At 41.7% G+C, this 13,456-nt stretch carries 7 protein-coding genes; 1 reads left to right on the plus strand and 6 read right to left on the minus strand.

From position 1 onward, the window contains the following. The 6 genes from I5M19_RS03975 to I5M19_RS04000 all read right to left on the minus strand — a co-directional run bounded on the left by I5M19_RS03975 (position 1) and on the right by I5M19_RS04000 (position 11,433). The gene (locus I5M19_RS03975; protein ID WP_200064252.1) at positions 1-3,396 is read right to left on the minus strand and encodes a TonB-dependent receptor; all 3,396 of its coding nucleotides are present in this window, start codon (positions 3,394-3,396) and stop codon (positions 1-3) included. Between the two features lie 293 nt (positions 3,397-3,689). Continuing rightward, complete coding sequence (locus I5M19_RS03980) at positions 3,690-4,832, minus strand: FecR family protein (RefSeq protein WP_200064254.1); 1,143 nt, start codon at positions 4,830-4,832, stop codon at positions 3,690-3,692. 65 nt (positions 4,833-4,897) lie between these two features. Continuing rightward, positions 4,898-5,485, minus strand: coding sequence for an RNA polymerase sigma-70 factor (locus I5M19_RS03985; RefSeq protein WP_200064256.1), 588 nt, complete (start codon positions 5,483-5,485; stop codon positions 4,898-4,900). A 619-nt stretch (positions 5,486-6,104) separates the two neighbouring features. Further along, positions 6,105-6,539: an SRPBCC family protein gene (locus tag I5M19_RS03990; protein WP_200064258.1), complete on the minus strand. Its 435-nt coding sequence runs from the start codon at positions 6,537-6,539 to the stop codon at positions 6,105-6,107. Between the two features lie 148 nt (positions 6,540-6,687). Continuing rightward, complete coding sequence (locus tag I5M19_RS03995) at positions 6,688-7,476, minus strand: SDR family NAD(P)-dependent oxidoreductase (RefSeq protein WP_200064260.1); 789 nt, start codon at positions 7,474-7,476, stop codon at positions 6,688-6,690. A gap of 381 nt (positions 7,477-7,857) precedes the next feature. Then, positions 7,858-11,433 (minus strand): glycoside hydrolase family 2 TIM barrel-domain containing protein, encoded by a 3,576-nt coding sequence (locus tag I5M19_RS04000; protein WP_200064262.1) that lies wholly within the window; start codon positions 11,431-11,433, stop codon positions 7,858-7,860. Positions 11,434-11,767: 334 nt separating this feature from the next. Here I5M19_RS04000 and I5M19_RS04005 point away from each other — a divergent pair, with 334 nt between their 5' ends. Further along, a complete protein-coding gene (locus I5M19_RS04005; protein WP_200064264.1) occupies positions 11,768-13,453 on the plus strand; it encodes an FAD/NAD(P)-binding protein in 1,686 nt (561 codons plus the stop codon). The last annotated feature ends 3 nt before the right edge of the window (positions 13,454-13,456 follow it).

The following is a 13,456-nucleotide window of genomic DNA, read 5'->3' on the forward strand; positions in this document are numbered from 1 at the left end:
TTAAAATTTAACATTTAAACCCAGTGAGTACACTTTGTTAAAAGGATAGGTGCCTTCGTTACGATAACCATCCTCCGGGTCAAAATTTCCGCCAAGGGTTCCTTTTGATATCGTGAACAGGTCCTGACCGCTCAAGTATATCCTGGCAGATTTCATTTTAATAGCTTTGGCAATGTTTACAGGCAGGTTATACCCTAAAGTGATCACTTTAAAGCGTAGGTAAGCAACATTTTGCAAAGTAAGCGAAGATGCTCTGTAATCGTATCCGGCAACATCATCATAACCTAAACCGCCCGGCAGATATCTCGGGTATTGGGCATCCGGACGTTCCGGAGTCCAGGTTTTTCCGTAATAGTATGCTAATGTTGGCCAGTAGAAGGTATTGGGCCTGCTTATGTTTCCCTCGTAGATCACATCCCGTTTACCTACTCCCTGTAAAAATACTGACAAGTCGAACTGCTTATAACCAAGATTAATATTGGAGGAGAAGGTGTACCGTGGAGTAAGGTTGCCCAGGTATACCATATCACCCGACAGACCTTTCGTCTTATCTCCGAAAGCGGTTAACTTACCGTCACCATCTACATCTTTATACATTACATCGCCCAGGCTTATTCTTGACGGAACTCCCTGTAGCTGTTTATATGCATCCAACTGCTCCTGTGTTTTGATGATGCCATCATACACATAGCCAAAATACGAGTAGATAGGGTAGCCTTGTCTGGTTTTAACCAATCCTTCACCATAACTATCTGTATTTTTTAACTCTACCAGGTTGTTTTTACTATCACTTAACTGTAATGAAATGCTATACCTGAAATCGTTCACCTGATCTTTCCAGGTCACGGAGGTTTCAAATCCTTTGGTAACCAATTTACCCTGGTTTGTAGATGGTGGAGTGGCACCATAAGTTGCGGGCACCGCTATATTAACCAGCATATCATTATTGGTCTTGTTAAAATAGTCGAACGAGAAGTTAAGACGGGAACGCAGTACAGACACATCTATACCGATGTTTTTATTTTCAATAGTTTCCCAGGTCCTGTTGCTGGATGCCGGACTTGCGCTTGCGCCGGGTAAGCCCGCATTTGGCGATCCTAGAGGATAAGTGCCTCCAATGGATATCAGGGGTATGTAATCATAAAGTCCGAGATTGCCTATTTCCTGGTTACCCATTTTTCCGTAAGAAACTCTTAGTTTCAGTAAATCAAAGGTGTGCATCGATTTAATAAAATTCTCTTCGGATAAGTTGTAGGCAAATGCTGCAGAAGGGAATACCGCACTCCAGCGTTTCTCCGGAGCGAATTTTGAGCTGCCGTCAGCACGAGCGGTAAGATCAAGTATGTATTTGTTCTTGTACGAATAGCTTAGCCTGCCAAAATATGACCCTAAGGCCTGGTTATTTATCAGTCCTGAAAAATTGGCGTAGGCAGCTTTTGTACGATCGGCCAGGTTAAGCGTAAATATATCATTGCTGACAAAATTGTAACCGGTTATTGACTGGCCTTCATTTCTTGTTTGTTCTAATGAGGCACCACCTGTCAGGTTGATCTTGTGATCCTGCCCAAACCCTTTGTTATAATCAAAATAAACCTGATAAAGTTTATTCAGGAGCTTGTTGTTACTATAGTAGGCAGAGTTAGGATTGTTGCGGATGTCCTGAATGCCGCCGGCATAATTATAGCGGGTTATAGTCGGATTTGTGGCACTGTAATTATCGTAATCAAACCGGAAAGCGGTTTGCCCGGTTAATGTTAGCCCTGGCAATACATGATAGTCGATTTTAACATTGGTAGCAAAGCGTGAAAGGTTATCTTTACTTGTACCGCCTTGTTCCAGATATTGAGCCGGACCTTCGTAACCCTGGTATCCGTAAAATTCTCCCAGTGGATTATATACCGGCTGGTAGGGGAACTGACGCGTTACGTTAGTTAGTGCACTGCCCAGCAGTGTAGGATTCACATTTGCGAGGTTGTCGAAATTTGTACGGGTTTGGACACTGATTTTATCACTTAAATGAAAATCGTAATTCAACCTGATATTATACCTGTCGGATTTATTATCGCCGAATTTTACTATACCGTTATCGCGGTTATAGCCAACGGAAACCAGATAGTTGCTGTTGTTGCCACCGCCAGATACAGCAATGTTGTGAAGTTGTTGGGTGGAGTTTTTGTAAATAACCTTATTCCAATCGGTATAGCCATAAAACCCCGGATAATTAGTTACTCCATAATTCCATCCCTGATCCAGATCGGGAGCTGCATTCGCTTTTATTTTATCAAATACTTCCTGCGGAAAACCGTTTATTCCAACATTGCGTAACCCCTCGTCCATAAACTCGGCATACTGCAAAGTATTTTGCATTTGCCGGAGATAGGTAGGTGTTTTAACGCCAAAATTCCCGGTATACGTCACCTCCGGAGCACCGGTTTTACTGCCGCCGCGTTTGGTGGTCACCAATATTACCCCATCTGCTGCCCTGGCCCCATAAATGGCTGCTGCCGCATCTTTTAAAACGGTTACTTCCGCAATATCATTAGTATTGATGGTACTTAATATACCGATATTTCCCGGAACGCCATCTATTAACACCAATGGTGCATTTCCGTTGATGGAAGAGTACCCGCGTACCTGGAAACCATAAGTAGAACTACCAGGTTGTCCACTGGCCTTGGTAATTGTTAAGCCTGGTATAGCACCCTGTAAAGCTTCGATCGAATTATTTACAGGTCTGTTCTCAAATACATCAGATTTTACCGTTGAAATTGCTCCGGTTATAGCGCCCTTTGCCCTGGTGCCATAACCTACAACAACCACCTCATCCAGTTTGTTATCGGTTTTAACTAATTTTACTTCGATGTTCGCCCGACCGTTAACAGGCACTTTTTGGGTTTGATAACCGATATAGGAAAATGTAAGTACCGAACTGGCATCGGGTACCTCAATATGGAACACACCATTTAAATCGGTAACCGTACCCAAATTTGTTCCTTCCACACCAACGGATACGCCTATTAAGGTTTCACTGGTAATGGAATCTTTAACCACACCGGTAATATTCAACTTTTGAATAATCTTGTTGTTTTGTACAGGCATTTGCGGCCGGGGGGTAATAAGCACGGTATGGCTTTTTATGGTATATTCAAATGGCTGATCAGCAAAGCATTGATCCAGAACTTTTTTCAGATCCTGATCTTTTGCATTAACCGTTATAGGTTTTGCATTTTTAATGGTTGCATTGTTATACAAGAAATCATATTTGGTTTGTTTCCTTATTTGAGCGATCACCTCTGTTAACGAGGCATTATTTGCCTTTACCGTTACTGTTTGCGAATACACTTCGGCCTTTATCTGAAAAAAGGTAACAACAAGTAAAAAGATCGTAAGTCTCATTTTTAGAAAAAAATTAGAATATACACAGGAATCCCTCCTGAAAAGTAATTCAGTAAATTTTTTATACATTTGGTAGTTAGGTTTAAATTTAAATCTGTTAGTTAGCTTTAAGTAATTACCTGATGCAGCCCTTCGGCTGATTAAACCAGGGACGGCTCCAACGTCCTTGGTTTTTGGTAACAAGATGGTAAGTTTTGTTTTTTGCTATAGTCCTCCCTTTTTATATGAATACTTTATTTTTTGTATGGATTAGGTTAAAAAATGTCTGGTCATTATTGCGGCACTGCGCAAAATCAATTGGTTACTAAAATTTTTTTGTTGATGATGTTAAAATGAACTTTCCCTACCAGTTCAAGATTGGCAAATATTTCGGATAGGTTTGAGGAGCGTGAAAACGTACCCCCAAATTTTTCATTTTTATTAATATGGCTATAAACTACATCCACATTATACCATCTGCTCAGCATTTTCATTATGCTGGTTATATCCTCGTTATCAAATATAAAATAGCCGTTTTTCCATGAGATCACCTCATCAGTATTTACCTTGCTAATATGGATGTCCCCTTTCTTTAATGCGATATTTGCCTGTTGTCCGGGAGTTAATTTGCGGGTTTTGCCGGAAGTTAAATTCTCAACCAATACACTGCCCTGTACCAATGTAGTACTCATAGCATCATCATCTGCGTAAGCTTTTATATTAAAATGAGTGCCTAAAACTTGTATTTTCTGATTACCACTACTTACTACAAATGGCATATCCTTATTATGGGCTACTTCAAAATAAGCCTCCCCTGTTATTTCTACGTTACGTTTTGTGCCGGAAAATACTACCGGATAGGTAATGGAGGACGCCGCATTTAACCATACTTTTGTGCCATCCGAAAGGCTTAGCTGATATTGGCCGCCACGTGGTGTTGTCATGGTATTATAAGCCGGGGCGTTATCAGTATTTGGTGATGAATGACCTGATTTGGTGTAGGCTATACGCCCATCTGCCGTTTTGCTGATCTGCATGTTGTTTTGGTCCGCAAGTTTTCCATTTTTCGCATCAGTAAGCAGTATATGAGCGCCGTTAGCTAACGTTAATACTGCTTTATTACTTCCGGGGGCAACATCGTTTTTAACAACTTGTTGATCTTGCTTCTCCTGAGTTTTTTTTTCGCGGGAAAATAGAAACAAGCCGACAGACAGCAGAATTAATATAGATGCTGCAATAGAGACACGAGGCCAAACTGACCGGGGTTTAGAGGTTGGTGGTAATACCATTAAAGTTTGCCAAACTTCATCTTTCAGTTTTTCAAACTCTTCATCGTCAATTTTATGAGATGAAACCTGCCATTGTAAATACCAGTCTTCCAGTAATGAAAGTTCTTCCTCCGAAATGGTGCCGGTTTTATACTTACTCAATAAATCTTTAATGTCAATTTTTTGCATCAGTGTCTATATTGGCTATATATTAGTATAGACAGGCAAACCCAATGGGAGGGGGGTAATTTTTTTTAAAAATTAAAAATCAAAAAAAAGGAAATAAGCGGTCCGAGTTTTACCCGCAATATTTTGAGTGCATTTTTTACATGGCTTCTTACTGATTGTTCTTTTAAATCCAATCTAACGGCAATTTCTTTATAGGTAAGATTCTGCTTGCGGCTAAGTTCAAAAACCTCTCTCATCTTGGCGGGTAAATTATGTATCTCACTTTCTATAAGGAATGTTAACTGGCGTTCCCTCAGCAAATGATCCGTAACGCACGTTTTGTTGCTAATTGTATCCGCTAAAGATAACTTTGCCCTGTCTTCAACTCTTTTATGCGCGATGATATTAATAACCCTGTTGCGGGTAGAAGTGTATAAATAGTTCGACAAATTGGTTTTAGGATCCAACCACCCACGCTTACTCCATAAATGAGTAAATAGTTCTTGTACCAGGTCTTTTGCCTCGTCCTTATTCTTCAGGCGATTATATGCATGAATATATAACAACCCGAAATACCGATCGTAAATCAGCGCAAAAGCGCCTTCATCACCGGACTTCAGTAAATCCAGTAATTCCAGGTCACTTAAAGAATCGCATGCGGTTATACTATTCATTATTAAATGCAACAAGAATTCTGTTCACACGGAATCACTTCCATGGTAAACAGAATATCATTTATTATGTATATGATCCATATTCTTTTAAATATGATAATTTACGGGTTATCATATTTTATTTTCGGAATAGGGGAAAAGCATCAATGCTTATAAGTTTATAACGATTTGCAATTTTATATTTAATTGCCAAACAACCATCCCCATCTGTACCATGAAGTTTTCTTTATGCTGGAGCTTAAAGTATGTGATCAGCTTAATTTTACTGCAATTGATCCCCTTTCCGGGAAAGACAGAAGGTGTTCACCTTATAGTTGATGCTGGGACATACAACAATCGCTTTAAAAGCTTGTAAAAAAATAGTTATTTAAAAGGTTTATACTTTTGCTACAGTTCCTTTCTTAAATTCATCATGCTATTTTCAATTTCTTCTCCACAACGCGGACATATATCTGCGCGGTAGCGACCTTGGAATGAAGGGCATTTGACGTCTGCATATATTGTGAAATAGTAGTCAGTTTTTGAACGTGGTAACGCAAATAATACCATCGAAAATATTGACCGAAATGTTGGGGTATGGGGTTGATTTGCTAATTGTAGCCATATATTTTCTTAAATATTATTCCGGGCCACCTTTACCCCCGGTAAGCAACTTTACTAAGCTGTCTTTTAAATAATAAGCCCAGGCGCCCTCACAACCTTTATAGCAGGGCAGTTCGGGTACCAGCCCGATGTGTTCAAAGTTGATCCTTGTACCGGTGCCTTCCGGAACAAGATCAAAAATGATCTCCGTGTCTACCCATTCCTTTTTATTTTCCAGCCAATCTTTCCAGCAATCCGTCACCAGCCACCTTACTTTTTTGCCCGGTACCTGTTCGGTTACTCTTAACTCAATCCAGGTTTTACCAAAGGTCACCTTAAAAACATCATCCACAGTAGCAGCGCTGCCAACAAAAACAGACGACCACCAAGCCGGCACGTTATTGATTTGTTCGTATACTTCATTTGGCGAATTGCCAACCGTGAAGGTTGTTTGATAGTCCTGATTTTTCATCGTGCTTATAAATTATTAGTTTGGGTTAAAAATTCTGCACCAAACCAACTGAGGAAAGTATAGTACTCGTTCTGTAATTTCTCATTTGCTGGTGATTTCTGGTTATTCAGATGATTTTCTTCTCCATTATAACCTGTGTTTTATTTTATTAAATGATCATTCCGGCTGTCAGGTTAAAATTTGTTCCGGTAATGGCCGAGCCTTCATCGGAGGCCACGAATATCGCAGCACCGGTAAGTTCTGCAAGGGTAGTCAGTTTTCTTCGATGGGTCATGCCTTCCATCACAGCGTGGAAATCCTGGAAGCTAATGCCATGGGCTTTGCCATGGATTTCCCAAACCTCATCGATCAGGGGAGTTTCGGGCATGCCGGTAGTATTAAAGCATACCGAGCGTATACCCATTTGTCCGTATTCAACGGATATGGAGCGGCAGAGTCCTTCAATTGCTGACCATGCCGGAACCATGCCGCCTACAAAAGGCGGGCTGATACGGCTGGCATTTGGGGTATGCATCAGGATCACGCCCGAGCCTTGTTTGATCATCTCGCGAAGCGCCATACGTGAAGTGATGAAATGGGCTTTTGTGTAGATATTTATCGGCAGGGAAAAACTTTCCAGTGAAAGATCGGTAAGTGCGATACCCTGAATACCTTTTTGAGGAATACCGATCGTATTGAAAGAAATATCAATTTTTCCCTCTTTACCAATCAGGTCATGCATATGTTTTTCAACCGCCGCTTCTTCCAGTACGTCCAGAACGGCTGTTTCAACAAAACCACCGGCAGCCTTAATATCCTCGGCTATGGAAGCCAGTTTTTCCGGGGTGCGGCCTGCGATATAAACTTTTGCGCCTTGCCCGGCGTAGGCAATGGCAACTGCGCTACCCACTGCGCCGTCGCCATATATAACCGCGGTTTTATTTTCTAATCGTTTCATGAAGATCAAAAATACTGTCTAAAACATACCCTTGTGAGTTGTAATATGGACAATATGACGGGTTAATATAGACGGATTAACCTGATCAAATAAGACTAATTATTAATTTGACCGCCAATGTATCCAGTTCACCAAATACTCAGCTAAAAACATCCAGGTTCAGGTAACGGGGAAAAAATAAACCTATCTGTTCAATATTGATATAGGAAAGAGTTAACTTTCATTTTGATAAAAATGCCAAGGTATTTGGCAAATACCACAAAATAGTAGGCCCGATAAACGCAGACAATTCATGCGTTCCAAGCTAAAAAAAACATGGTCCTTTCGCAGCTTTTCTTTAACAGGCCTCTTTAGCCCAATTCCACCCACTGCCCAATACGGCTATTTATAGGGCTCTATGCGGAACTCGTAGCTGTTATTCTTGCTTACCGGGAGTTCATATTTCTTTAAGGGGCCGGGACCGCAACTTGCATTTCCGAGCCCCCTTTGCATGTAGTCCAGGCTCAAAATGGTTTCAGGCCGTCTGTCCGTGTTCAGCATAAACTGATGTTTAATGTTCCAAAGCTCCTGATCGTAAAAATGCAGGGCAGTAAAGTTCAGTTTACTGAAAGAAGATATTTTAATGCCGCTGTTACCGTCTTTAATAATCAGCCAGCGCACATCTTCGCGATTACCCATGCTCTGGCTGCGGGCATAATATTCTTCCATGCCTTTAACCGTATTTTTGTATATCCCAAAGTAGGCGGACGCTTGACGGTCCACATAGTTTTCCTGCGGCCCCCTGCCATACCATTCAACCTGCTCCATACCCGGAACAAGGGCCATCTGCAAACCTAAACGCGGAATATGATTTTCATCCTTTGTATTATCGATATTTACCTTTACATCTACCACCCCTGATGCATAAAACACATAATCTATATTAAAAGGGATCACACTTTTTTTCTGATCGCCTATGCTGGTAATCATACTGGTATTTACGGTGATGATGCCACCATCATCAGCCACTACAGGTTTCAGCGTCACCAGGCTGGTATGTACAGGCAAATCTTCGTGCGGATCGTTGTTAATGCTTCTGTACCAGTTTAATGAAAAGCCCTTTTTATTGTAGATCATCTCTTTTCCGTTTAACTTTAAGGAGGTTAGCATCCCGGTACCTGAATCAAACTGAGCAGTAATGTGCTCCCCGGTTATCTGGAACGAATTTGGCGTTTTTACAAGTTTTAGATCTCCACCATTTTCCGCAATACCGGTAAGTGGTATGCGCGGAGTAAGGGCAAACTGTTCGGACGCTACGGTAAGGCCTTTATTGCCCCATACCTTATCTTTTGCGAGGCTGAAATTGATGGTCAGAAAGTATTCTTTGCCGTCATCAAGGTGTGTATGGAAAGGGATTTTTAAATCTACTGTTTCGCCCGGTGCGGCAGTCAAAGGCGCTATAGTACCTTTCTCTACCTCTGCACCATCTTTCAATAAACTCCACGAAATACCGAACCCGTTAAGGTTTGTGAAATCGTAACTGTTTTTTATCCTGAATTCGCCGTATTTAGGATTTGCAGGCAGTATCTTGATGTACTGGTACACCTTTTTTACTTCCATCAGCTTTGGTGTTACTTTGCGGTCGGAGGTAACAATACCATTCAGACAAAAATCGCCGTCGTTAGGTTTATCGCCGAAATCGCCGCCGAAATAATAGTGATCCTGCGGTCCGCCATACTTTACAAGCCCCTGATCAACCCAATCCCATATACAGCCCCCGACAGTTCTTTTTGAATGGTTTTCGATGTAATCCCAGTACTCTGGCAGATTCCCTATAGCGTTACCCATTGAGTGTGCATATTCACATATAAAAAACGGTTTGGCAGAGTTCTCCTGATCGGTTTTTATCATACTTTCTACTGATGGGTACATGCGGGAATAAACGTCAGCTGCGCTGTTTTTTCCTTCGTAATGGATAGGCCGGGTTTTATCAGTTAGTTTGATAGCCTTATACACGGTATCGAAATTACGCCCTTGTCCGGATTCGTTACCCATGGACCAGAATATTACCGAAGGGTTATTTTTATGTTCTTCCACATTACGGAGATTCCTGTCAAGGTAAGCCGGCAGCCAGCTTGGTCTGCTGCTTATCGACTGGTTGCCGTGGCACTCGAGGTTGGCTTCGGCAACGGTATAAAGTCCAAAATAATCGAACATGGCGTACATTCTCGCATCGTTCGGGTAATGGCTGGTACGTATGGTATTGATATTATTCTGCTTCATCATCATCACATCCTGCAGCATGGACTCTATCGGAACAGCCTTGCCATAGATTGGATGCGTATCGTGCCTGTTAACACCTTTAAAAAATACGGCTTTGTTATTAATATATACCCTTTTGTTTTTAATCTCGATTTTGCGGAAACCAAATTTTGAGGTGATCACCTCTTCTACTATGCCGTTTTTATCTGTTAAGCTAAAGATAGCCGTGTATAAATCAGGATTTTCTGCCGACCATAATTGAGGCTGGTTTATAAGACCCGAAAGTTGCTGCTGCCTGTTGTGCTCACCGGTTAATGCTGCCAGCTTTTTATGAAGTTTCAGCACCTGATTTCCCTGCGGATCGAGTATAGTAACTTTCAGGTCACCTGCTTTGGATGTTTTTGCCCCCGCATTTTGAATATCGACGTTTAGTTTCAGGGTTGATTTTGAAAAATCGTCGTTATTAAAATCCGTTAAAACACAGTAATCCCTGATATGAGTTTCTGGTACGGCATAAATGGCTACATCGCGATGTATACCGCTCAGTCTGAACATATCCTGATCTTCCAGATAGCTTCCATCGCACCAGCGGTAAACTTCTACAGCTACAGTATTTTTGCCGGGTTTAACAAAGTTGGTAACATTAAATTCGGCAATATTATTTGAGCCCTCGCTGAAGCCGACCTTTTTCCCGTTCACCCAAACATACATAGCGCTGTAAACACCATCGAAACGAAGGTAAATGGCTTTTCCGTGCCAGTTTTGCGGAATGGTAAAATCCCTCCGGTATGAACCAACCGGGTTGACCTCGTGCTCGTTAGTGTAGCCTGCCTGTGGTTTTATAAAAGGAGGATCGTTTTTATAAGGATAAGTGTAATTAGTATATATGGGAGTGCCATAACCCTGCATTTCCCAATTTGAAGGAACCGGAATTTCTTTCCAGCCGGATACATCATACCCCGTTTTATAAAAATCAAGTGGGCGCTCATCAGGTTTTGCCACCCAGTGGAATTTCCACATACCGTTCAGGAGCTGATAAAGCGAAGATTTGTTGCGCTCCCATGGCTTTTTAAATGTAGCATCTTCTTTCGCCTCACTTACCGAGGCAAAAGGGATGTAGGGCACGTGGGCTTTCTCCTTATTTACGCCAAATATCCCTTCGTTTTCCCATTCCACATCGCCAACATGCTTTGGTGTTTTTATCTTGGCTGTGGATAGCACAATATGCCACCGCTGGCTTTTATCACTGGGGTCTGGCTTAAGTTGAAACAACTTGCCGCTACGGATACCCCAAACATAGCCACTTGCTTTTGACTGTATGGTATAGGTATCATCATTATTTTGAACTATTTTCCATTGTTGGTTGGTATTATCTTCGTCCTTATCCCACAAAATAGCAGCATTGCCGTCTCCGGTAGTTTTGTTGGCATTGTCGATACCCTTCAAGCTTACCGGGCTGTACATGGAGTAGTAGCCATTGCCAACGGAGGTTAATTCCCATATCTGATCTGAACTGTTTGCATCTTCTTTTAATAAAAACAAATTTGCCTCGTTATCGAATGAGCCGCGATTATCAACCGCCAAACCGTTTTCATTTATCAGTTTATAGTTTTGCCCCGTTTTAAATATCTGCGCGTTGGTAAAAAAAGAGGATAAGCATAAAAAGGCGAAAATTAAAGAAGAAAGAGGCCTGAAGGAAGATTGTTGACGATTCATAAATTGTAGAGATATTGCAAAAGCTCTGTGAAAATTCGTTTTTTTATTGGCAATGAGGTACTTAATACATTTTTCTGTTGAGGCGGGATGATTATCCCGCTGTAACCATTGTTTGGGACGCAATATAAGTTTTTGTGAACTAATTGCGTTTAGCCTATCCTGAAAACATTAGCCACAAATGCGCACCTTGCTTAAAGGTAGCTAAAAACCAAAGTCAGGTAATCAAAATCTTTTTCTGCCATAATTACAATTGGTGCATTTTCAATTGATTTGATAGGATTTTAAAACAAATCATTCGGTTTGGCATTTTAATAGCCGGAACTAAAGCCACTTTATGAAAAAGATCGCTATACTGGGCGGCGGCCCCAGTGCTTTATTTATGTTTAAACGCCTGCTTGAAAGCGGTCTGGATGAAATTTCTGTTGATATATACGAAAAGGGCAGTAAGCTGGGATGCGGAATGCCCTATAGCAAGGATGGGGCTGCCGATGAACATATTACCAATGTTTCGGGTAATGAAATTCCGGAATTGGTAAACGATGTAGCCGAATGGGTAAAGAGCGTATCAAAAGATACGCTGGATAAATATCATATTGATCCTAAGCGTTTTAACGACTATAAAGTACTACCGCGTTTACTGTTTGGCCAATACCTTTGCGAACAGTTTAGCCAATTGGTTAAACAGGCCAAAGCGCAAGGATTGGAAATAAATGTGCATTACCATACTGCGGTAATTGACATTATAGACCAGCCAGAGAAAGAACAGGTTAAGATTGTAACTGAAACGGGCGTGCAACACTATGATCGCGTAATTGTATGTACCGGGCACTTTTGGCCTAAAAAACAGGAAAGCCTTACAGCGGGGTGGTTTGATTCGCCTTACCCGCCGGAGAAGATCTCTCTAAGAGCTAATTTCCCGGTCGCTATCCGTGGTGCATCACTAACAGCCATTGATGCCGTAAGAACATTGGCACGGCATAATGGTGAATTTACGAAGGATAGCAGCGGTAAATTGAGCTACCGGTTAAATACAGATAGTCCGCATTTTCGTTTAGTGTTGCATAGTCGTAATGGCTTGTTGCCAGCTGTGCGCTTTCATTTAGAAGACTCTCACCTGGGGAAGGAAACCGTATTAAGCCCGGAAATCATCCGGCAGCAGCGCGCTGCTAATGATGGTTTTTTGCCGTTGGATTTTGTTTTTGAACAGAACTTTAAAAAAGGCGTTGCAGAACATGATCCGGCAACTTATCAACAGATCAAAGACCTGAGTATGGAAGGTTTTGTAGACCAGGTAATGGCTAACCGGGAGGAGCGTGATCCTTTTGAACTCTTAAAGGCGGAATATGCCGAAGCGGAGAGATCTATAGAAAAACGGCAGTCGGTATATTGGAAAGAACAACTTGCCATCCTGAGCTTCGCGATGAATTACCCGGCCAAATATTTTTCTGCAGAAGACAGGTTACGGTTAGAAAAAACATTAATGCCACTCATATCAGTGGTAATTGCTTTCGTGCCTCAAAGCTCGGCCAAAACCCTGATGGCGCTGCATGATGCCGGTATATTATCGCTTAAAGTAGTAGACCATGATGAGGAGCCGGAGCCTGATGAAAATGGCGGTGTGGATTATGCAGGAGTGCATTACCCTTTATTTGTAGATTCCATCGGACAGCCACATCTGGCGTTTGAAGATATTCCATTTCCGGGTTTACGCGAAGGCCATACCATAAGCCCCGCACGATTGCGTTTCCGCGACCCAAAAAATGGTCAGGAGTTGCTTGAACAGGGCAACAAACGTGTGCATCATCTGCAAAATAATTATTACCTCACCGTTCCGGGGCTGGCTATTAATGATCATTTTCAGGCGCTTGACAGCTATGAGGCATTAAATGACAGAATTTATATTATGGCGGTACCGTTCATAGGTGGTTATAATCCTGACTATTCCGGGTTAGATTTTTCCGAAGCGGCATCCAAATTAATACTGAACAGCCTGCTTGGCACGGGGATTGCAAATGGATAGTTA

It is taken from the genome of Mucilaginibacter segetis (genome assembly GCF_016522075.1).
GTDB classification, from domain to species: Bacteria; Bacteroidota; Bacteroidia; order Sphingobacteriales; family Sphingobacteriaceae; genus Mucilaginibacter; species Mucilaginibacter segetis.